The sequence below is a fragment of the Streptomyces sp. NPDC059002 genome, from assembly GCF_042740435.1.
In the GTDB taxonomy this organism is placed as follows: domain Bacteria; phylum Actinomycetota; class Actinomycetes; order Streptomycetales; family Streptomycetaceae; genus Streptomyces.
Genome location: NZ_JBHYJI010000083.1, coordinates 14,553 through 35,195, shown reverse-complemented (window position 1 = coordinate 35,195; position 20,643 = coordinate 14,553). Strand labels below are relative to the sequence as shown.

The window sequence follows — 20,643 nt, the reverse complement described above, 5'->3', positions numbered from 1 at the left end:
CTACCAACCCCAAACCGCCCCAGCCCCTTGACCGAAGTCATAGGGGCACCCCCCCCGCGCCCCGCACCAAAAGGGCAAACGGAACGGGCCCCATGCGTGCCACCAGCACATAGGACCCGTTCCCCAGAGGGCCGGGGTCGCCCATTACCCCGGCCCGCGCCCGCCTCAGCCGGTGGCCGTCACCCCCCGGCCCGCGGGGCGCCCCGGAAGGGCCGTCGGCCAGTTGGCGAGGGCGGCCGTCGCTCCGTACCAGGCGAGCAGCCCGCCGGCCGCGGCGAACCAGCCGCCCGCCTTGCCGAGGCCCGCGCTGTCACCGAACTGCGCGACGGCGAGCAGCACGAGCGCCACGAAGAGCAGCCCGTACGTCCCGCGTGTGAGCGTTCCCGCGCCCGCCGCCCCGAGGGTCAGGCTGAGCGCGACGAGCGCGAAGAGCAGCAGGAAGAGGCCCGCCGCGTTCGCCGAGACCTGCGCGTCGGCCGTGCTGCCCCAGGTGAACCAGAGGGCGCCGAGCGCGGTGAAGGCCGTGCCGGTGCCGGTGTCCTTGTCGCGGAACGCGAAGAGACCGGCCACGAACAGGGCGATGCCGCCGACGAAGGTGGCGAGGGAGACGGCGTCCGCCGCCGTCACGCCGTCGATCACTCGGGTGTGACCGAGGCCGAAGGCCAACAGCGTGAGTCCCAGGGCGAGATGGCCGAGAGTCGAGGTGGTGCTTCCCGCAGAGACGTCGTTGTCCACGGCGGGCTCCCTTCATGTGCGGTGGTGCAGTCGTGCTGCGCGGTGCCGGCCCATACGGTGTGCGCCAGCGACCTTTATGTACCCTTCGCAAGGGAACAAACCACCTCTACGCGCGAGTAGATTTATCTACTCATCGAGCCGTCCGAAAAAGGGAGTTGAGGACTCGACTTCCTCATCCCACCTGCCACGACGGCGCGTTACGGAATGACGATGACGGGCCGCTGCGCCCGCCGCGCCAACCGCCCGGCGACGGAGCCGAAGATCCGGCCGACGATGCCGTGCGTGGAGCCGACGACGATCGCGTCCGCGCTGTACTCGCGGCCGACCTCCTCCAGCTCGTGGCAGATGTCGCCGCCGCGCTCGACGAGGATCCACGGCACCTCGGACAGATAGTCCGCACAGGCCAGTTCGAGCCCGAGCACCTCGGTGCGATGGTCCGGCACATCGACAAAGACCGGCGGCTCGCAGCCCGCCCACACCGTGGTGGGCAGGCGGTTGGCGACATGCACGATGATCAGGCCCGAGCCCGAACGGTGGGCCATGCCGATCGCGTACGAGAGCGCCCGCTCGCTGGACGTCGAGCCGTCGAAGCCGACGACGACGCCGTGCCGGAAGGCGGGATCGCAGGAGTGACGTGTTTCTTCCGCCGCTCGGGGGGTCGCTGTCGGATCGGCGACCTGCCGCTTGCGGTCCGCTGGTTCGGAGAATTCGTGACCGGCCATGGGTGTCTCGGCGAAGGAGTCCTCTGTGGGAGGGTCGGCTTGTTCAGGTGGTGCGGAAGTTCAGGACCTGGAAGGTCGTCCGGGAATCATCTTCCCAACCCCATACCCCCAAGGGTACGGCGACACTCCTCTCCTGCCCAGAGCCTGCAAAGACCCCCGTACGGGCGGCAGTGCGGGCCACGCAGGGGCCTCCGGCGTTCACCGGAGCATGCATGAGCCTCGCCCGTATGGCAATGGTTGCTGCCCCGTACAGGCGGTTTGCGCACCCTTCCGGGGCCTTCTCGCGCACGAACCGTGACCCGGCGGGGCCCGCGCCGCCCGGCGGCCATGGACGCGCATCCGGCCGCACCCCAGTGACCGGCCGAGCGACCACGCGTTGAACCTCCGTACGCCACCGCCACAGGGAGCACGCCGTGCCTGGACCCTCGACCGCGTCCCCACCCTCCCCCACCCTCACTCCTTCACCCGAGCAAGGGGGATCCCCCGTCGCACACAGCCGTCGGCGCCCGCCCGAGGGGGCGCACGAGCGCCGCCAGACCGGTGTGCCCGCACCCCGCGCCCAGGAGCCGCGGGAGGCGCCCGCACAGGACTCGGCGAGCGATGTGGTCCGCTGGGCCGCGTTCAGCTGCGTGCTGGTCCCCGTCGTCCTCGTGGGATACGGGACGTCGCTGGCCGGCGCCGCCGGCTCGGCGCTCGGTCTCGCGGCCGTCACCGGGGTCTGCCGGGTGCTGCTCCGCCAGTCCGAGCGGGGCGCCGCGCGACTGCTTGCAGAACAGAACGCGGGACACCGCGGACGGCACGGCCGGACGGTCCCGGGGGCGCACAGGAGCACTCGGCACAGTGCCGACAATGCGCCGGTCGACTGACCGATTCGCACGCACGCTCCCGTAGGTTTTCAGCCAACTTCCGGCAGTCGCGCATTCCTTGGCCGAACGGGCCCCCAACCCCCGTCCGAGCAGGGCTGAAAGGTGCCTTGAAGCCGCGTGCACCCTGCGGGGACCGGCCATGGAGCGGAGGCGCACTTCCCAGCACGGCCCTCGAGTGCAACGCTTCGTGATCGAATGCTTCACGCCAAGTTGCCATGTCGACAATCTGCCGGGTGCTGAACTGGTCACCCCGGTAGCACGGGACACAGTAGATTCGATCTTGACTGTATTACGGCGGGGGACTGGTGGAGGACCGAGGGGAAACGTGCAGGAGCGACAGGCCCAACAAGCACGTCAAGAACAGGGAGCCGCGACGCCCGAGGGGGGTTTAGCACCATGAGCCACGACTCCACTGCCGCGCCGGAGACCACGGCTCGGAAGCTGTCCGGGCGCCGCCGCCGGGAGATCGTAGCGGTGCTGCTGTTCAGTGGTGGCCCCATCTTCGAGAGCTCCATACCGCTCTCGGTGTTCGGCATCGACCGGCAGGACGCCGGCGTCCCCCGCTACCGGCTGCTCGTGTGCGCCGGCGAGGAGGGACCGCTGCGGACCACCGGCGGGCTCGAACTCACCGCGCCCCACGGCCTGGAGGCGATCGGCCGCGCGGGCACCGTGGTGGTGCCCGCCTGGCGGTCGATCACATCGCCGCCACCGCCGGAGGCACTCGACGCGCTGCGCCGCGCGCACGAGGAGGGCGCCCGCATCGTCGGGCTCTGCACCGGTGCGTTCGTCCTTGCCGCCGCAGGACTGCTCGACGGCCGTCCCGCGACCACCCACTGGATGTACGCGCCGACGCTCGCGAAGCGCTATCCGTCGGTCCATGTGGACCCGCGCGAGCTCTTCGTCGACGACGGGGACGTCCTGACGAGTGCGGGCACCGCGGCCGGAATTGATCTCTGTCTGCACATCGTGCGCACGGATCACGGCAATGAGGCGGCGGGCGCTCTCGCCCGCAGGCTCGTCGTGCCGCCGCGCCGGGCCGGCGGCCAGGAGCGCTATCTCGACAGGTCTTTACCCGAGGAGATCGGCGCCGACCCGCTCGCCGAGGTCGTCGCCTGGGCCCTGGAGCACCTCCACGAGCAGTTCGACGTGGAGACGCTGGCCGCGCGCGCGTACATGAGCAGGCGCACCTTCGACCGCAGGTTCCGCTCGCTCACCGGCAGCGCGCCGCTGCAGTGGCTGATCACCCAGCGGGTGCTGCAGGCACAGCGGCTCCTGGAGACCTCCGACTACTCCGTCGACGAGGTCGCGGGCCGCTGCGGCTTCCGCTCGCCGGTGGCACTGCGGGGTCACTTCCGGCGCCAGCTGGGCTCGTCCCCCGCCGCCTACCGGGCCGCTTACCGCGCCCGCAGGCCGCAGGGCGAGCGCGCGCTCGACCCCACGCCGGTGACGCCGCAGGCCGTGCCCGTCCTGGAGGCGGGCCCGGTGCCGACCCAGACCCGGCGCACGGCGGCCGCGAGCGCGCTCGGCCCGTCCGCCTCCGTGCCCGCGTCCGATCCCGGCAAGCCGCACTCGGACGCGTACGCGCCAGGCCGTCCGCCACTGCCCGGGCAGAGGAGTGCGCCGTAGGGTTAGAGGCATGAACGATCGCATGGTGTGGATCGACTGCGAGATGACCGGGCTCTCGCTGACGGATGACGCACTTATCGAGGTGGCCGCACTGGTCACCGACTCGGAACTGAACGTGCTCGGCGAAGGGGTGGACATCGTGATCCGCCCGCCGGACGCGGCGCTGGAGACCATGCCCGAGGTGGTGCGCACCATGCACACCGCCTCGGGGCTCCTCGACGAACTGGCCGGCGGCACGACGCTGGCCGACGCCGAGGAGCAGGTCCTGGCGTACGTACGTGAGCACGTCAAGGAGCCGCGGAAGGCTCCGCTGTGCGGAAACTCGGTCGGCACCGACCGCGGCTTCCTGCTCCGCGACATGCAGACCCTGGAGGAGTACCTCCACTACCGGATCGTCGACGTCTCCTCCATCAAGGAGCTGGCCCGGCGCTGGTACCCCCGGGCGTACTTCAACAGCCCGGACAAGAACGGCAACCACCGCGCGCTCGCCGACATCCGCGAGTCGATCGCCGAGCTCCGCTACTACCGCGAGGCGATCTTCGTCCCGCAGCCCGGGCCGGACTCGGACACCGCGAAGTCGATCGCGGCGAAGCACGTCCTGCCTGCGGAGTAGCTCCGCGAAGGCCCTGTGTACGGGGTCCGGAAAACGTGTGCGCGAGCACCCCTTCGGACCCTGTACACTTTTTCTCGGCCGGTCGGAAGAAAGACACACGACCGGACATGGTGGGTGTAGCTCAGTTGGTAGAGCACCTGGTTGTGGTCCAGGTGGCCGCGGGTTCAAGTCCCGTCACTCACCCTGAATGATCAAGGCCCGGTCCGCGAAAGCGGACCGGGCCTTTGTCGTACGGCCAAGCCAGGTCAAGCCGGGCCTGGCGCCGGGCACCCGGCCCGGCGCCCCCATCAGGAGATCCGGCGCCGCCGGTAGCGGCGGGCCGACCACACCCCGACGGCGAGGCCGGGCACGAGGCAGTTCAGGAGGTCCACCGTCCCGCCGCGCCCCTCCAGCGCCCGGACGTCCAGCGCGAGCAGGAGCGCGGTGCAGGCGGCGGTGCCGAGCACCCCGACCGCCATTTCGGTCCACCAGTTGCGAGAGCTGTACGCCGTGTCCACGGTCCACACCTAAACAGCCCTCGCCCGATCCTGCACATTCCGCCCCTCCGCGCTCAGGACGACGCCCGCTCCACCAGTTCCGTGGGCAGCACGATCTGCGGGCGGCACAGGCGGCGGGAGGCCACCGGGCGGTCGTCCGCGATCTCCGCGAGGAGCAGATCCGTCATCGTGCGGCCCATCTCCGCGATCGGCTGACGGACGCTGGTCAGGGGCGGATCCATGTGGCGGGCGATCGCCGAGTCGTCGAAGCCGACCAGGGCCACGTCGTCGGGTATGCGGCGGCCCGCCGTGCGCAGGATCTGGCGGGCGCCCGCCGCCATCACGTCCGAGCCCGCGAAGACCGCGTCCAGGGCGGGGGCGCGCTCCAGGAGCTCGGTCATCGCGCGGCGGCCGCCCTCCTCCGTGAAGTCGCCCTGCGCGATCAGCGCCTCGTCGACCCGGTGGCCCGCCTCCTCCAGGGCGTCGCGGTACCCGTCCAGGCGTCGCTGGGCGCCGTAGACGTCGAGGCGCCCGGTGATCGTCGCTATGGTGCGCCGCCCGCGGGCCAGCAGATGGGCGACGGCTGCGCGGGCCCCCGCGAAGTTGTCCGAGTCCACCGAGGCCAGCGTCTCGTCCGCCGATCTGCGGCCGCTGATCACCGCGGGGATCTCCAGCTGCTCCAGGAGGTCGGGCAGCGGGTCGTCGGCGTGCACGGAGACCAGCAGGACGCCGTCCACGCGGTGGGCCGCCAGATACTGGGCGAGCCGCCTGCGCTCCCGGTCGCCGCCCGCGAAGGTCAGCAGGAGCTGCATGTCCGTGTCGGCGAGGGCCGCGCCCACGCCGTGGATGATGTCCGAGAAGTACGGCTCGGCGAAGAAGCGCGACTCCGGCTCGGGGACGACCACCGCGATCGAGTCCGTACGGTTGGCGGCGAGGGCCCGTGCCGCCGTGTTCGGGACGTAGCCGAGCTCCGCCACCGCCTCCTCGACGGCGGCGCGCGTGCGCTCGCTCACCCGGGGCGAGCCGTTGATCACCCGGGACACGGTGCCGCGGCCCACCCCTGCGCGGGCCGCCACCTCCTCGAGCGTGGGACGCCCCCCGCTCCGCCCCCTGGGCTGACGAGTCCCCATCTCTGCCTCCCGACGACGCGAAACGACGCGAATCTAACAGCCGGTCATACGACCGGTCGCCCGGCCCGGTCGGCTCCCCCGCCCGGCGCCGGACGCCTGCAACTCTTGGCGTCCGCCGCCTTGACACCCCCGCAGCGAGCCGCGACTCTTCAAGACATCACACATGGGAGCGCTCCCACCGTACCTGGCTCTTACACGACCCGCACGTTCCCCGCCCGAGTTGATTGTCTCCAACTCACGGCCGCATCACTCCAGTTGACCGAGGGCGGGCGGCACGTTCAGGGCACGAGGAGGACGCAATGCGCTACAGGACCCGCACGTATCGCAAGGTGACGGTCCTCGCGGCCGTCGCCGCCCTCGCCGCCGGTCTGCTGGCCGGCTGCGCCGAGGACAAGGAGGACCCGGGCTCCTCCTCGGGCGGCGGCGGAGGCGGCGGCAAGGGGAAGACCACCCTGACGGTCGGCGTCTTCGGGGCCTTCGGCCTCCAGGAGGCCGGTCTGTACAAGGAGTACGAGAAGCTCCACCGGAACATCTCCATCAAGCAGAACTCCGTCCAGCGCAACGAGAACTACTGGCCCGCCCTGCTCACCCACCTCAGCAGCGGCAGCGGCCTCTCCGACATCCAGGCCGTCGAAGTCGGCAACATCGCCGAGCTGACCACCACGCACTCGGCCAAGCTGGTGGACCTCGGCAAGGCCGACGGCGTCGACAAGGACGACTTCCTGGACTGGAAGTGGCGGCAGGGCACCACCAAGGACGGCAAGACGATCGGGCTCGGCACGGACATCGGCCCGACCGGCATCTGTTACCGCAAGGACCTCTTCGAGAAGGCGGGTCTGCCCACCGACCGTGAGGAGGTCGGCAAGCTCTGGGCGGGCGACTGGAAGAAGTACCTCGCGGCGGGCAAGCGGTACCAGGCGAAGGCCCCCGACGGCACCTCCTTCGTGGACGGCGCGACGGGCGTGATGGCGGCCGTGCACGCCTCGGGCAAGGAGAAGTTCTACGACAAGGACGGGGAGCTGATCTACCAGGACAGCCCCACGGTCAAGGAGGGCTGGGACCTCGCCGCCGAGTTCGCCGAGTCGGGCCTGACCGCCAAGCTCCAGCAGTTCCAGCCCAGTTGGGACCAGGCGATCTCCAACGGGTCGTTCGCCACGATCACGTGCCCGCCCTGGATGCTCGGCTACATCAAGGACAAGGCGGGCGAGAAGGGCGAGGACAAGTGGGACGTCGCCGCCTCTCCGAAGCCCGGCAACTGGGGCGGCTCCTTCCTGACCGTGCCCGAGGCGGGCAAGAACAAGGAGGAGGCGACCAAGCTCGCCGCCTGGCTGACCGAGCCCGAGCAGCTCGCCAAGCTGTTCGACGAGCGGGCCAGCTTCCCGAGCGCCGACGCCGCGTACGCCCTGCCCGAGGTCAAGGACGCCAAGAACCCCTACTTCGGCAATGCGCCCGTGGGCCGGATCTTCTCCAAGGCCGCCGAGGGCGTGCCGGTCCAGCCCATCGGCCCCAAGGACGGAATCATCTCCCAGTACCTGGCCGACACCGGGATGCTCGGCGTCGACCAGAAGGGAACCGCTCCCGACAAGGCCTGGGACAAGGCCGTGCGGACGATCGACAACGCTTTGGACCAGTGACCGGGATGACCAGCGACGCCAGCACCGCCGCGCCCTCCCAGGAGGAGGGCGCGGCCCCCCGCACCGAGGCGGGCGCACGGTCCGCCGACGAGCGCCGCAGGGCGCGGCGCAGCCGCCGCTACCGCTGGGACGTCAAGTGGAGTCCCTACGCCTTCATCGCCCCCTTCTTCCTCTTCTTCATCGCCTTCGGGCTCTTCCCGCTGCTCTACACGGGATGGGCCTCGCTGCACCGCGTGGAGCTCGGCACGCCCACCGACATGGAGTGGGTGGGACTGCGCAACTTCTCCCGGCTCTGGGACGACGAGTTCTTCTGGAACGCGCTGCGCAACACCTTCACCATCGGCCTTCTCTCGACCGTGCCGCAGCTCCTGATGGCACTCGGCATCGCCCACCTGCTCAACTACCGGCTGCGCGGCTCGATGTTCTTCCGGGTCGCGATCCTCACCCCGTACGCCACCTCCGTGGCCGCGGCGACGCTGGTGTTCGTGCTGATGTTCAGCCGCACCGACCACGGGATGATCAACTGGGGCCTCGGGTTCGTCGGGATCGATGCGGTCGACTGGCAGAACGGCGACTGGACCGCGCAGTTCGCCGTCTCCACGATCGTCATCTGGCGGTGGACCGGCTACAACGCGCTGATCTATCTCGCGGCGATGCAGGCCATCCCGCACGATCTGTACGAGTCCGCGGCCCTGGACGGCGCGAGCCGCTGGCAGCAGTTCCGGCACGTCACCGTCCCTTCGCTGCGGCCGACGATCCTGTTCACCTGTGTCGTGTCGACGATCGGGGCGACCCAACTCTTCGGTGAGCCCCTGCTGTTCAGCCAGGGCGCGAGCCCCACCGGCGGCTCCGACCACCAGTTCCAGACGCTCGGCCTCTATCTCTACGAGCAGGGCTGGTTCAACCAGCACCTCGGCCGGTCGTCGGCGATCGCCTGGACGATGTTCCTGATCCTCGTGCTGATCGGCCTCGTCAACTGGGCCATCGGCCGCCGGATCCGCAAGAGCGCGTGAGGGGATGACGTGACCACCACCCCGACAACCAGGTCCACCCTGCCGCGCGAGCAGGAGGCGCGGCGCCCGAAGCAGCGGGGCGCCGGGCGCCAACTGCACGGCGGGAAGATCACGTACGCCGTACTGATCCTGTTCACCATCGGCTCGCTCTTCCCGCTGGTGTGGACGGCGATCGCGGCGTCCCGCAACAACACCCGGCTCGCCGAGACCCCGCCGCCCTTCTGGTTCGGCGGCAATCTCTTCAAGAACCTGGAGATCGCCTGGACCGACGCCAACATGGGCGCCGCCCTGCTCAACACCCTGGTGGTGGCGGGCACCATCACACTGGGCACCGTCCTCTTCTCCACCCTCGCGGGCTTCGCCTTCGCCAAACTCCGGTTCCGTTTCCGGGGCTTCCTGCTGCTCCTGGTGATCGGCACGATGATGGTGCCGCCCCAGCTCAGCGTCGTACCGCTCTTCATGGTGGTGGCGAAGCTGGGCTGGACCGACCAGTTGCAGTCCGTCGTCCTGCCCACCCTGGTCAGCGCCTTCGGGGTGTTCTTCATGCGGCAGTACCTCAAGGAGGCGCTGCCCACCGAGCTGATCGAGGCCGCCCGGGTGGACGGCGCGAGCAGCCTGCGGGTGATCTGGCACGTGGTCTTCCCGGCCGCGCGGCCCGCGATGGCGGTGCTCGCCATGCTCACCTTCGTCATGGCCTGGAACGACTTCTTCTGGCCGATCATCGCCCTGACCCAGGAGGGCGAGCCGACCGTGCAGGTGGCGCTGGCCGGGCTCGGCCGCGGGAACATCCCCGACCAGTCCGTGATCATGGCGGGCGCACTGCTCGGGACGCTGCCGCTGCTCCTCGCGTTCGTGCTGTTCGGCAAGCAGATCGTGGGCGGGATCATGCAGGGCGCGGTCAAGGGCTGAGCCCCTCCGCGTACGAATGACTCGTCAACTCCCCCCTTCCGTACGACTCATGGGAGCGCTCCTATGTCTTCGTCCACCACGAACTCGTCCTTTCCCACCGGATTCCTGTGGGGCGCGGCGACCGCCGCGTACCAGATCGAGGGGGCCGTGCGGGAGGACGGCCGCACGCCCTCCATCTGGGACACGTTCAGCCATACGCCGGGCAAGGTGCTCGGCGGTGACACCGGGGACGTCGCCGTCGACCACTACCACCGGTGGCGCGACGACGTGCGCCTCATGGCGGACCTGGGCCTGTCCGCGTACCGCTTCTCGGTGTCGTGGTCGCGGGTGCAGCCCACCGGGCGCGGGCCCGCCGTGCAGCGCGGGCTCGACTTCTACCGGGCGCTCGTCGACGAGCTGCTCGCGCACGGCATCCGGCCGATGCTCACCCTCTACCACTGGGACCTGCCGCAGGAGTTGGAGGACGCCTTCCCCAGCGGCTCGTCGGCGGGCGGCGGCTGGCCCGAGCGGGACACCGCCCATCGCTTCGCGGAGTACGCGGGGATCGTCGCCGATGCGCTCGGGGACCGCGTGGAGATGTGGTCGACGCTCAACGAGCCGTGGTGCAGCGCCTTTCTGGGCTATGGCTCGGGGGTGCACGCCCCCGGCCGCACCGATCCCGTGGCCGCCCTGCGCGCGGCGCACCACCTCAACCTCGCGCACGGCCTCGGCGTCCAGGCGCTGCGCGAGCGGCTGCCCGCGCGGGCGCGGATCGGCGTCAGCCTCAATCCGAGCGCCGTGCGCCCCCTGACGCCGTCGGCCGCCGACCGGGACGCGCGGCGCCGGATCGACGCGCTGGCCAACCGCGTCTTCACCGGGCCGATGCTGCACGGCGCGTACGACGACGATCTGCTCGCGGACACCGCCGGCGTCACGGACTGGTCGTTCGTCCAGGACGGCGATCTGCGCGACGCCCACCAGCGCCTCGACTTCCTCGGCATCAACTACTACTCCCCCGCCGTCGTGTCGGCGCCCGAGGCCGACGCGTCCGGCCCGTCCCGCGCCCCGCGCCCCGACGGGCACGGCGCCAGCCCGCACTCCCCCTGGCCCGGCGCCGACGGTCACGTCCGCTTCCACCGGGCGCCCGGTGAGCTCACCGCCATGGACTGGCCGGTGGACCCGACGGGGCTGACGGACCTGCTCCTCGACTACGCCGCGCAGGCCCCCGGGGTTCCGCTCTATGTGACGGAGAACGGGGCGGCCTACGACGACCGGCCGGGCGCGGGCGGCCAGGTCCACGACCCCGAGCGCATCCGCTATCTGCACGGCCATCTCGCCGCCGTGCGCGAGGCGATCGTGGCGGGCGCGGACGTCCGCGGCTACTACCTCTGGTCACTGCTCGACAACTTCGAATGGGCGTACGGCTACAGCAAGCGCTTCGGCGCGGTCTACGTCGACTACGAGACGCAGGCCCGCACCCCGAAGTCCAGCGCCCACTGGTACGCGAAGGTCGCCGCCTCCGGGGAACTGCCCGGGGAGCCCGCGGCGGACTGAGTCCCGCCGGGGGGCGGGGCGCGCGGAGCCGAGTGGCAGGCACCCACTCGGCTCCTTATTTTGCGGATATGCCGCATTCCATACGCATCGCCACAGAACGGGCACGGTGAGTGCCCGTGGGAGTCCTCCGCGATCATCCTGAACTGGCACTCTTCCTCTGTCTCGCCCTCGGCTACCTGGTGGGCAAGCTGCGCGTCGGACCCATCACCCTGGGCGGCATCTGCGGCACGCTGATCGTCTCGCTGCTGCTGGGCGCCTGGACCAAGGTCACCGTCTCCGACGACGTCAAAACGATCTTCTTCGCCCTCTTCATCTTCGCCCTCGGCTATATGGCGGGGCCGCAGTTCTTCGCCAACCTCAACCGCAAGAGCCTGCGCTTCTTCGCGCTCTGCGGCATCGAACTGGTCTGCGTCCTGGCCATCGCGTTCGGCCTGGCCAAGGCCTTCGACCTGGACGTGGGCACCGCCTCCGGCATCCTCGCGGGGGCCGCCACCGAGTCCGCCGTGGTGGGCACGGCCACCGAGTCCATCGCCAAGCTCGGCAACCTCACCCAGGCGCAGATCACCGAATACCAGGGGCACGTCGCCACCGCGTACACCGTCTGCTACCTCTTCGGCCTGGTCACCATCGTCATCTACACCAGCCAGATCATGCCGATGCTCCTGCGCATCAACCTCCGGGACGCCTCGCGCGAACTGTGGGAGAAGATGCGCGGCGGCAGCGGCGGTCTGGAGGCCGACGAACGCGAGGCGCTGCCCGGCATGGTCGGCCGCACCTACCTCGTCACGGCGGGCGACGGCAGGACCGTCGGCGATCTGGAGAGCGAGCTCGGCGGCCGGATCACCGTCGAGGCCGTCAAGCGCGGCAGCAAGCTCCTCACCCCGGCGCCAGGCCTTGCCCTCACCCTCTCCGACCTGGTCCTCGTCGTCGGCCGGCGCGCCAACGTCATCGAGGCGGGCCGCCTCATCGGCGCCGAGACCCCCGGCATCCCCGGCGTCGACACCCCGCTCGCCACCAGCCAGGTCGCCGTCACCGAGAAGGCGACCGAGGGGCAGACCGTCGACCAGCTCCAGCGGGCGCACCCCGAGTTCATCAAGGACGGCGTGTACGTCACCGACGTACTGCGCGGCGATCAGCACCTGCCCGCCACCGCCGACACCGAGCTGCACCGCGGCGACGTGCTCACCCTCGTCGGCGCCCGCTCGGGGCTGAACAAGCTGGTCGCGAAGATCGGCGCGGTCGTCAGGAACGACGCCACCGACTTCATCTATCTGGGGCTCGGCATCGCGGCGGGCTCGCTGCTCGGGCAGGTCGTCGTGGAGTTCGGCGACGTCCCGATGTCACTGGGCACCGGCGGCGGCTGTCTGATCTCCGGGCTGCTCTTCGGCTGGTTCCGCTCCCGCAAGCAGACCTTCGGCGCCTTCCCGCCGCAGGCCGCGGGGACGATCAAGGACATGGGACTGGCGGTGTTCATCGCCTGTACGGGCCTGGTGTCGGGGCCGCAGGCCGGGCCGCTGCTCAAGGAGTACGGGGCGCTGCTCCCGTTCGCCGGGATCGCCATGGTGCTCGTCCCCGCGACGCTCTCCCTCGTCATCGGCCGCAAGCTCCTGAAGATCGAGAAACCACTGCTCATCGGCGCCATCGCGGGCCAGCAGTGCTCGACGCCCGCGATCACCTCGGTCACCCAGACGGCCCAGAGCTCGGTGCCGATGCTCGGCTACACGATCACGTACGCCCTCTCCAACTTCCTGCTGCCCCTGACCGGGCCGATCCTCGTCGGCGTACTGGGAGCGTGAGCAATGATCGACTTCCTCAACCGGAACATCTTCCAGCCCCACCCCGAGCTGCTGGTCTTCATCACCGTCGCCCTCGGCTTCCTCTTCGGGAAGCTCCGCTACAAGGCCATCGCGCTCGGCGCCGTCACCGGCTGTCTCGTCGCGGGCCTGCTGCTCGGCGCGCAGTTCAAGGTGACGATCGACGGGACGGTGAAGAACCTCTTCTTCACGATGTTCCTGTTCGCCCTCGGCTACAAGGTCGGCCCACAGTTCTTCCGCGGCCTGAAGAAGGACGGGCTTCCGCAGGTCGTCAACGCCGTCGTGGTCTGTGTGACGGGCCTGCTCGTCTGCTGGGGCTTCGCGGCCATGCTCGGCTACGGGCCCGGCCTCTCGGCGGGACTGCTCGGCGGGGCGCTCACCCAGTCCGCCGTGATCGGTGTCGCCCAGGACGCCATCGGCAATCTGCCGGGGCTCTCCTCGGGCGCCATCAAGGAGCAGGAGAACCTCGTCGCCGTCGGGTACGCCGTCTGCTATCCGCTCGGCACGATCCTGTGCGCGATGCTCCTCGCGAACGTGCTGCCCAAGCTCTACCGCAAGGACCTCGCCGCCGAATCGGCCGCGCTCGCCAAGGAGTTGGACGCCCCCGCGGACAATCCCGACCTGAGTGAGGGCTACTACGAGGTGGTCCTGCGCGCCTACAAGGTCGAGCGGCCCGACGTGGTCGGCCGCACCATCGACGACTTCGAGAACCAGCAGAAACAGCTGGGCCGCCGCCTCTACATCACCGGGGTGCGGCGCGACGGCACGATCCTGCCGCACGACCAGCACACCGCGCTGCGGGCGGGCGACGTCGTGGCGATGAGCGCGATCCGCGGCGACCTCGTCACCTATGACGCCCGTACGCACATCGGCGGCGAGGCCGACGACGTGGACCTGCTCGGCTACCAGACCGAGAGCCTGCACGTCGTCGCCTCGGAGAAGGCCCAACTGGGCAGGACCATCGGCGAGTTGCGGACCGAGCCCTTCATGGTCGGTGTCTACGTCGACAAGGTGTTCCGCTCCGGTGCCGAATTCCCCTACCGGCTCTCCACGAAGCTGGAGCGCGGCGACACCCTCGTCCTGACCGGCCCCAAACGCCTGGTGGACCCGGCGGGCAAGGAGATCGGCAAGCCCGTGCCGACGTCCTTCGCCACCGACATGCTCTGGGTGGGCCTCGGCATCTTCCTCGGCGGCTGCATCGGCATCCCCGCGCTGACCGCGGGCGGCGTGCCGATCTCCCTGTCCACCTCGGGCGGCGCGCTCATCATGGGCCTGGTCTTCGGCTGGATCCGCGGCAAGTACCCGACGTACGGCAATGTCCCGCCCGGCGCCCAGTGGTTCATGGACACCCTCGGGCTCTGCCTGTTCGTCGCGGTCGTCGGCCTCAACGCCGGGCCGAGCTTCACCAGCGGCCTCTCGTCGGCGGGCTGGGGACTCCTCGTCTTCGGCGCGGTCGCCACGGTGATCCCGCTGATCGTCGGCTTCCTCTTCGGCCACTACGTCCAGAAGATCCGCTTCCCGATCCTGATGGGCGTCCTGGCGGGCGGCCAGACCACCACCGCGGCGATCGGCGCGATCAACGAACAGTCCAAGTCCCAGGTGCCGACGCTCGGTTACACGATCCCGTACGCCGTCGGCAACGTCCTCCTGACGATCTGGGGCGCCGTCATCGTCCTCCTCCACCACTGACGCGTACGTACGAGACGTAAGGAAGCACCGTGCCGAAGACCACCTTCACCCGCGAGGAAATCCAGTCGTTCGCACAGCTCAGCCCCTTCGAGCTGAAGGACAAGTTCATCCGGATCGCCCAGGAGGCGCAGGCCGACAAGCCCGGCCAGAAGGAGAAGTCGAGCACCCAGATGCTCAACGCGGGCCGCGGCAACCCCAATTGGACCGCCACGGGACCGCGTGAGGCCTTCTACGCCCTCGGCTACTTCGCCCTCTCCGAGTCCCGGCGGGTGTGGACGGCCGACAACCTCGGCGGCATGCCGGAGAAGCCGGGATCCGGCGAGCGCTTCGACACGTTCGTACGCCGCCACCCCGACCTGCCCGGCATCGAACTCCTGCAGAACTGCGTCGAGTACGCCGTCGAGCGCTTCGGCTTCGACCGCGACGCGTTCGTCCACGAGCTGACGGACAGCTCCATCGGCGACAACTACCCCGTCCCCGACCGGATGCTGACCCACGCCGAGACGATCGTGCGCGGCTATCTCGCCGACGAGATGTTCGACAAGAAGCCGCCTGCGGACAATCTGTCGCTGTTCGCGACCGAGGGCGGCACCGCGGCGATGTGCTACATCTTCGACTCGCTCATGAAGAACGGGATCCTGAAGAAGGGCGACAAGATCGCCCTGATGGTGCCGGTGTTCACGCCGTACATCGAGATCCCCGAGCTCGACACGTACGAGTTCGACGTCGTGAACGTCGAGGCGAGCCTGTTCACCGAGACCGGCGTCCGCGAATGGCGCTACCCCACCGAGGAGGTCGCCAAGCTCGCGGACCCCGCGGTCAAGCTCGTCTGCATCGTCAACCCCTCCAACCCGCCCTCCCTCGCGCTCAGTCAGCGCGTCGCCGACCAGATCAAGGACATCGTCGCGACACAGAACCCGAACCTGCTGCTCGTCACGGACGACGTGTACGGCACGTTCGTGGAGGGCTTCCGCTCGATCGCCGCCGACCTGCCGCGCAACACCCTGCTCGTGTACTCGTACTCCAAGCACTACGGCTGCACGGGCTGGCGCCTCGGCGTGATCGGCCTGCACGACGACAACGTCATCGACGAGATGATCGCGGGCCTGCCCGCCGCGGAGAAGGAACGCCTCAACAAGCGGTACGGAACACTGTCGTTGGAGCCCGAGAAGATCCGCTTCATCGACCGCCTGGTCGCCGACTCGCGGCAGGTCGCACTGAACCACACGGCGGGCCTCTCGCTCCCCCAGCAGATGATGATGACGCTCTTCTCGCTCTTCGACATGCTGGAGGAGGGCCAGGCGTACAAGGCGCGGATCCGCGCGATCGTGCGGCAGCGGCTCGACCTGCTGCTCGAAGGCGCCCAGATGAAGATCGCCGATGACCCGAAGCGGGCGGGCTACTACATCGAACTCGACCTGCTCGCGGAGGCCGAACGCGTCCACGGCAAGGACTTCGCGGACTTCCTGGAGAAGAACTACGAGCCCGTCGACCCGCTGTTCCGGCTCGCCGAGCAGACGCACGTGGTGCTGCTCAACGGCGGCGGCTTCGACGGCCCGCAGTGGTCGGTGCGGGTGTCGCTCGCGAACCTCGACGACCTCGACTACCTGAAGATCGGCCACCATCTGCGGGGCATCTTCAACGACTACGCCGCCGAGTGGCAGGCATCCAGGGCCTGACAGGGCGGCGCCCCGGCCGGGTGGGGGGATTCCGGCCGGGGCGCCCTCTTCCGGGGTGGGCGGTGGCTACTTGTACGCGGCGAACGCCTTCGTGAACGCCAGCGGCTGCTGTGCGATCGAACTGCACGTCGGCTGCGCGGAGTTGGCCGCGCCGCCCGGGCAGGCCTTGTCACGGGTCGAGGACCACATCGACAGCCAGCCGATGCCCTTGGCCCTGGCGAACTTCACGAGCTGACGGGCGTCGTCGACCTTGAACACCTCGGTCGTCACATCGTTGACACCGATCATCGGCGTGACGGCGACGGCCTTCCACGCGGCCTTGCCGGAGAGCCCGAGCGCGGACTTGACCTGCTTCTGCGTGGCGGTCGCGGCCTGGACGGCGTACGTACCCATGTCGCCGCTGTAGGCGGGCCCGTAGTCCATCGCCATGACGTTGACAGCGGAGGTCTTCACGCCGTTCTTCTTGGCGTTGGCGAGCAGGTCGACGCCGGGCGGGGTGAGGCCCTCGGGCATGACCGGCAGCGTGAACGAGACGTTCAGGCCCGGGTGTTGCTTCTGCAGCTTGGCTATCGCCTGGGCGCGACGGGTGTTCGCCGCGGTGTCCGGCAGGGCGGCGCCCTCGATGTCGAAGTCGACCTTCGTCAGCTTGTACGCGTCGACGACCTTCCGTACGCCTTGGCGAGCGAGCCCGCGCTGTCGCACTTCAGCCCCAGCTCGGACCCGGCCGCACCCCCGAAGGAGACCCGTACATCGCCGCCCTTCGCCCGCAGGGCACCGATCTGCGAGGCCACCTTGTCGTCCCCGAGACCGGTGACGCCGCCCCACAGGGGCTCGCAGCCGCCGCCCGAGGTGATGAAGGCGAGGTTGAACTCCTTGACCCCGGTCTTCTTCGCGGTGCCGACGAGGTCGTAGGCGGGGGCGAGGGACGTGTCCACGAAGGGCGCGAACTTGGCGGCTGCCTTGGCGGTTTTGGCGGGCTTCTTCGCCGGAGCCGGGGCCGGGGCCTTGGTGGCGAGGGCCGTCCCGGAGAAGAGGAAGGCGCCGCCCCCTACGAGTGAGGCGGCGGCGATCCCCCCGATGACCTTGGAACGGGTGCTCACCGTGCGGCGGTGCGTGCTGCTCATGCCGTGCCTACCTTTGTCGCTCTGCGGGGCTGGGGGTGCGATCACGCTAGCCGCGTGAGGGGCGACAAAACGGGTAACTCCGGCCCGAGCCGGGGATCTTAGGGTGCGCTTAAGGGAGGGATCGGGGGTGGTTAAAGGTGGGGCTAAAGGTGGGGTTACAGGTGGGGTTACAGCTGCGGGTGCGCTGTGGCTGGTCGCGCAGTTCCCCGCGCCCCCTGACGGGGCCCTGTCGGGGACGCGAGGTGGTGCAGTCAGGGGCGCGGGGAACTGCGCGAGCGACCACGACGCACCCGCAGCCAAAGAACAACGAGGCGCCCCCGTAAGGGGCGCGGGGAACTGCGCGACCAGCCACGAATCACCCGCACCCAAAGAACACGCAGGCGGCAGCCCACCGTTCAGCCCGAGCCGGCCGCCCGCCTGCGGCGCCGCACGGCGCGTCCGACAACCGGCCCCCGAGAATCCCGCTGGATCCAGACGCGAACCTCCGCCCCGCCCAGAACCGAGCTGCCGACCCGCACATCCCCGCCCGTCGACTCCGCGAGGCGCCGCACGATGTCGAGGCCGAGCCCCGTCGACCCGTCCGCCCCGGACCCCGCCCCGCGGGCCAGCGCCGACTCGGGGTCGGCGATGCCCGCGCCCGCGTCGGAGACGAGGACGATCACCGCGTCCTCCCCGCTGTGCACGTCGACGGAGAAGGCCGTGCCCTCGGCGGTGTGCCGGAAGACGTTGCCGAGCAACGCGTCGAGCGCGGCGACCAGTTCGGGCCGCGCCACCGGTATGCGGACGGGCCGGTCGACCCCGGCGACCCGCACCTCGCGCCCCTCGTCCTCCGCGAGCGCCGACCAGAACGCCATCCGCTCCCTGATCACCTCGGCCGCGTCGCAGCCCGCTCCGGGGCCGACCGTCACGGTCTGCGGTTTGGCCTCGCGGGCGGTGCGGATGATGGTGTCGACCTCGCGTTCCAGCGTCTCGACGGCGGTGCGGGTCTGCTCGGCCGCGGGCCCGTCGCCGAGCGAGGCGGCATTCAGCCGAAGGACGGTGAGCGGCGTACGCAGCCGGTGGGACAGGTCGGCCGCCAACTCCCTCTCGTTCGCCAGGAGTTGCACCACCTGGTCCGCCATCGAGTTGAACGCGACGGCGGCCAGGCGCAGTTCCGTCGGCCCTTCCTCGGGCACCCGCGCGCCGAGCTTCCCCTCGCCGAGGTCGTGCGCGGCGCCCACCAGGCGTTTGGCGGGCTGGACCATGCGTACGCCCAACCGGTCCGCGACCGCCACCGAGCCGATGACGAGCGCGATGCCCACGCCCGCGAGCACCACCCATGCGGTGGTCACGCCATTGCTGATCTCGGCCTCGGGCACGAAGATCTCCACGACGGCCGTGCCGGAGCTGAGCACGGTGGGCTGGAGCACCACGAAACCGCCGGGCACCCCGGTGGTCTGCGCCCGGCCCTTCTTGCGGGTGGCCTCCACGGCCCGCGCCCCGGCCCGCGGGTCGCCGACCTCGAAGGCGGGCCGGTCGTCGATGGCCGGGACGTACACGGCCATCCGCCCGTCGCCGCCCGCCTCGGACGTGGCGACGGCCCGGGTGAGCTGCTCGCGGTCGGTGGTGATGGAGAGCGTGGGGCCCATGCCCGCGCCGTGCCGTTCCGCGTTGGAGATGGCCCGGTCCCTGGCCATCTCCTTGATGACGAGGCCGAGCGGCACCGCGAAGGCCACCACGACCATCGTCGTGACGGCCAGGCAGACCTTGACGAGGGCCCACCTCACAGCGGCGGCCCGGTCAGCGGCGGCTCCAGCTTCACACCGACCCCGCGCAGCGTGTGCAGATAGCGGGGGTTCGCGGCCGTTTCGCCCAACTTCCGCCGCAGCCACGACAGATGTACGTCGATGGTCTGGTCGTCCCCGTAACTCTGCTGCCACACCTCGGCGAGCAGCTCCTTGCGGGGTACGACGACGCCGGGCCGTCCGGCGAGGAAGGCGAGCAGGTCGAACTCGCGCCGGGTCAGGTCGAGCCGCGCCCCGTCCAGCTCCGCCTGGCGCCGCAGCGGGTCGATGGCGAGCCCGCCGACCCTGATCACGTTCCTGGCGGGCGCGTCGCCCGCCGTGACCCGTGCGCGGCGCAGCACGGCGGCCATCCGCGCGGACAGGTGCTCGACGGAGAACGGCTTGGTGAGGTAGTCGTCGGCGCCGTCGTTGAGGAGGCGTACGATCTCCGCCTCGTCGTCCCGCGCGGTGGCGATGATCACGGGCACGTCCGTGATGCCGCGCAGCATCTTCAGCGCCTCCGAACCGTCGAGGTCGGGCAGGCCGAGATCCAGGATCACCACGTCAAAGCGGAAATGGGCGACCTCGCGCAGCGCCTCCAGGGCCGTGCCGACGCTGCGCACGGTGTGCGTGGCCTCGGTCAGGTGCCGGATGAGGGCGGAGCGTACGAACTGGTCGTCCTCGACGACGAGCACACTTGCCATGGGCGGCACCGTACGCCATACGGGGGAACCCGGTCGTCCCTGGGAGCCCGGCCCCCCTCAGGACATCTGTGCGGTGCGTGGTGCAGTATGGCCCGCGATGCGCAGAGGACTCATGCACACGATCGCCTGGTCGCTCGCCACGGGCGCGGCGGTCACGCTGTCCTGGTGGGGCGTCCACACGGTGATGTCCGGCACCGTGTACGACCCGCCGCGCGCCCTGCCGCTCGCGGACGACGCGGAGCCGCTGTCCTCGTCGACGCACCGCCCCGAGTCCACGCCGACGGAGAAGCCGTCGAAGTCCCCTGCGCCGACGAAGACTCCGGACGCGGACAAAACCTCCAAGACCAAGCCGAACACCCCCACCAAGCCGCCGCCCACCGAATCGGGCACGGGCGCGGTGAAGGGCTACAACACCGCGGGCGGCCGGGTCGTCTTCGACATCGGCGAGGACTCGGCGACGCTGGTCTCCGCGGTCCCCGCTGCGGGCTGGTCGGTGCAGACGTGGAAGCAGGACACGTGGATCCGCGTGGAGTTCACCGCGGGCGCGGCCAAGGTCTCGGTCTTCTGCACCTGGCACGACACCGCGCCGCGGGTCGACATCAACACGTACTGA

Annotated in this window: 17 protein-coding genes, 1 tRNA gene and 1 pseudogene; 12 read left to right on the top strand and 7 right to left on the bottom strand. The window is 70.2% G+C overall.

All coding sequences use genetic code 11. The annotated features are described in order from the left end of the window. Window positions 1-165: 165 nt before the first annotated feature. Both ACFWZ2_RS40195 and ACFWZ2_RS40190 read right to left on the bottom strand, forming a co-directional pair. Window positions 166-735: a GPR1/FUN34/YaaH family transporter gene (locus ACFWZ2_RS40195; RefSeq protein WP_384554540.1), complete on the bottom strand. Its 570-nt coding sequence runs from the start codon at window positions 733-735 to the stop codon at window positions 166-168. Between the two features lie 197 nt (window positions 736-932). Then, window positions 933-1,457, bottom strand: a complete 525-nt coding sequence (locus ACFWZ2_RS40190; protein ID WP_384554538.1) for a universal stress protein — start codon at window positions 1,455-1,457, stop codon at window positions 933-935. Between the two features lie 413 nt (window positions 1,458-1,870). Here ACFWZ2_RS40190 and ACFWZ2_RS40185 point away from each other — a divergent pair, with 413 nt between their 5' ends. From ACFWZ2_RS40185 to ACFWZ2_RS40170, 4 genes are all read left to right on the top strand, one after another. Beyond that, complete coding sequence (locus ACFWZ2_RS40185; protein WP_384554536.1) at window positions 1,871-2,323, top strand: hypothetical protein; 453 nt, start codon at window positions 1,871-1,873, stop codon at window positions 2,321-2,323. 396 nt (window positions 2,324-2,719) lie between these two features. Continuing rightward, window positions 2,720-3,949, top strand: a complete 1,230-nt coding sequence (locus ACFWZ2_RS40180) for a GlxA family transcriptional regulator (RefSeq protein ID WP_384554534.1) — start codon at window positions 2,720-2,722, stop codon at window positions 3,947-3,949. A 10-nt stretch (window positions 3,950-3,959) separates the two neighbouring features. After that, window positions 3,960-4,562: an oligoribonuclease gene (gene orn / locus ACFWZ2_RS40175; protein WP_384554532.1), complete on the top strand. Its 603-nt coding sequence runs from the start codon at window positions 3,960-3,962 to the stop codon at window positions 4,560-4,562. Window positions 4,563-4,672: 110 nt separating this feature from the next. Further along, window positions 4,673-4,745 (top strand) — tRNA-His (locus ACFWZ2_RS40170). 104 nt (window positions 4,746-4,849) lie between these two features. On the opposite strand, the gene ACFWZ2_RS40165 is transcribed toward ACFWZ2_RS40170, so the two are convergent. Further along, on the bottom strand, window positions 4,850-5,059 hold the full coding sequence (locus ACFWZ2_RS40165) for a hypothetical protein (RefSeq protein WP_384554530.1): 210 nt from the start codon (window positions 5,057-5,059) through the stop codon (window positions 4,850-4,852). Window positions 5,060-5,112: 53 nt separating this feature from the next. Next, window positions 5,113-6,168 (bottom strand): LacI family DNA-binding transcriptional regulator, encoded by a 1,056-nt coding sequence (locus tag ACFWZ2_RS40160; RefSeq protein ID WP_384554528.1) that lies wholly within the window; start codon window positions 6,166-6,168, stop codon window positions 5,113-5,115. A 299-nt stretch (window positions 6,169-6,467) separates the two neighbouring features. Between ACFWZ2_RS40160 and ACFWZ2_RS40155 the strand changes: the two genes are divergently transcribed. The 7 genes from ACFWZ2_RS40155 to ACFWZ2_RS40125 all read left to right on the top strand — a co-directional run bounded on the left by ACFWZ2_RS40155 (window position 6,468) and on the right by ACFWZ2_RS40125 (window position 16,439). Further along, entirely contained in the window at window positions 6,468-7,802 is a 1,335-nt protein-coding gene (locus ACFWZ2_RS40155) for an ABC transporter substrate-binding protein (protein WP_384554526.1), read from the top strand. A 5-nt stretch (window positions 7,803-7,807) separates the two neighbouring features. Beyond that, window positions 7,808-8,815, top strand: a complete 1,008-nt coding sequence (locus tag ACFWZ2_RS40150) for a carbohydrate ABC transporter permease (RefSeq protein ID WP_384554524.1) — start codon at window positions 7,808-7,810, stop codon at window positions 8,813-8,815. A 39-nt stretch (window positions 8,816-8,854) separates the two neighbouring features. Beyond that, a complete protein-coding gene (locus tag ACFWZ2_RS40145; RefSeq protein WP_384554544.1) occupies window positions 8,855-9,724 on the top strand; it encodes a carbohydrate ABC transporter permease in 870 nt (289 codons plus the stop codon). 63 nt (window positions 9,725-9,787) lie between these two features. After that, window positions 9,788-11,257, top strand: a complete 1,470-nt coding sequence (locus tag ACFWZ2_RS40140; RefSeq protein ID WP_384554522.1) for a GH1 family beta-glucosidase — start codon at window positions 9,788-9,790, stop codon at window positions 11,255-11,257. Between the two features lie 116 nt (window positions 11,258-11,373). Further along, window positions 11,374-13,053, top strand: coding sequence for an aspartate-alanine antiporter (aspT, locus tag ACFWZ2_RS40135; protein ID WP_384554520.1), 1,680 nt, complete (start codon window positions 11,374-11,376; stop codon window positions 13,051-13,053). Between the two features lie 3 nt (window positions 13,054-13,056). Beyond that, entirely contained in the window at window positions 13,057-14,760 is a 1,704-nt protein-coding gene (gene aspT / locus ACFWZ2_RS40130; protein WP_384554518.1) for an aspartate-alanine antiporter, read from the top strand. A gap of 29 nt (window positions 14,761-14,789) precedes the next feature. Beyond that, window positions 14,790-16,439, top strand: a complete 1,650-nt coding sequence (locus ACFWZ2_RS40125) for a bifunctional aspartate transaminase/aspartate 4-decarboxylase (RefSeq protein ID WP_384554516.1) — start codon at window positions 14,790-14,792, stop codon at window positions 16,437-16,439. A gap of 66 nt (window positions 16,440-16,505) precedes the next feature. Here the strand turns inward: ACFWZ2_RS40125 and ACFWZ2_RS40120 are convergent. The 3 genes and pseudogenes from ACFWZ2_RS40120 to ACFWZ2_RS40110 form a co-directional block, all read right to left on the bottom strand. After that, window positions 16,506-17,461: pseudogene (locus tag ACFWZ2_RS40120) on the bottom strand (chitinase); the annotation flags it as partial. Window positions 17,462-17,958: 497 nt separating this feature from the next. Continuing rightward, window positions 17,959-19,329, bottom strand: a complete 1,371-nt coding sequence (locus ACFWZ2_RS40115) for a sensor histidine kinase (protein ID WP_384554514.1) — start codon at window positions 19,327-19,329, stop codon at window positions 17,959-17,961. Then, window positions 19,326-20,030, bottom strand: coding sequence for a response regulator transcription factor (locus tag ACFWZ2_RS40110; RefSeq protein WP_384554512.1), 705 nt, complete (start codon window positions 20,028-20,030; stop codon window positions 19,326-19,328). The genes ACFWZ2_RS40115 and ACFWZ2_RS40110 overlap by 4 nt, the downstream gene beginning before the upstream one ends. 97 nt (window positions 20,031-20,127) lie before the next feature. Here ACFWZ2_RS40110 and ACFWZ2_RS40105 point away from each other — a divergent pair, with 97 nt between their 5' ends. Next, window positions 20,128-20,643 carry a hypothetical protein gene (locus tag ACFWZ2_RS40105; RefSeq protein ID WP_384554510.1) on the top strand — a complete coding sequence of 172 codons (516 nt, stop codon included), beginning with the start codon at window positions 20,128-20,130 and terminating at the stop codon, window positions 20,641-20,643.

Coding starts and splice junctions, on each gene's coding strand:
- aspT (WP_384554518.1), top strand. CDS start 13,057: ATGATCGACTTCCTCAACCGGAACATCTTCCAGCCCCACCCCGAGCTG.
- ACFWZ2_RS40155 (WP_384554526.1), top strand. CDS start 6,468: ATGCGCTACAGGACCCGCACGTATCGCAAGGTGACGGTCCTCGCGGCC.
- ACFWZ2_RS40150 (WP_384554524.1), top strand. CDS start 7,808: ATGACCAGCGACGCCAGCACCGCCGCGCCCTCCCAGGAGGAGGGCGCG.
- orn (WP_384554532.1), top strand. CDS start 3,960: ATGAACGATCGCATGGTGTGGATCGACTGCGAGATGACCGGGCTCTCG.
- ACFWZ2_RS40110 (WP_384554512.1), bottom strand. CDS start 20,030: ATGGCAAGTGTGCTCGTCGTCGAGGACGACCAGTTCGTACGCTCCGCC.
- ACFWZ2_RS40160 (WP_384554528.1), bottom strand. CDS start 6,168: ATGGGGACTCGTCAGCCCAGGGGGCGGAGCGGGGGGCGTCCCACGCTC.
- ACFWZ2_RS40140 (WP_384554522.1), top strand. CDS start 9,788: ATGTCTTCGTCCACCACGAACTCGTCCTTTCCCACCGGATTCCTGTGG.
- ACFWZ2_RS40105 (WP_384554510.1), top strand. CDS start 20,128: ATGCGCAGAGGACTCATGCACACGATCGCCTGGTCGCTCGCCACGGGC.
- ACFWZ2_RS40180 (WP_384554534.1), top strand. CDS start 2,720: ATGAGCCACGACTCCACTGCCGCGCCGGAGACCACGGCTCGGAAGCTG.
- ACFWZ2_RS40190 (WP_384554538.1), bottom strand. CDS start 1,457: ATGGCCGGTCACGAATTCTCCGAACCAGCGGACCGCAAGCGGCAGGTC.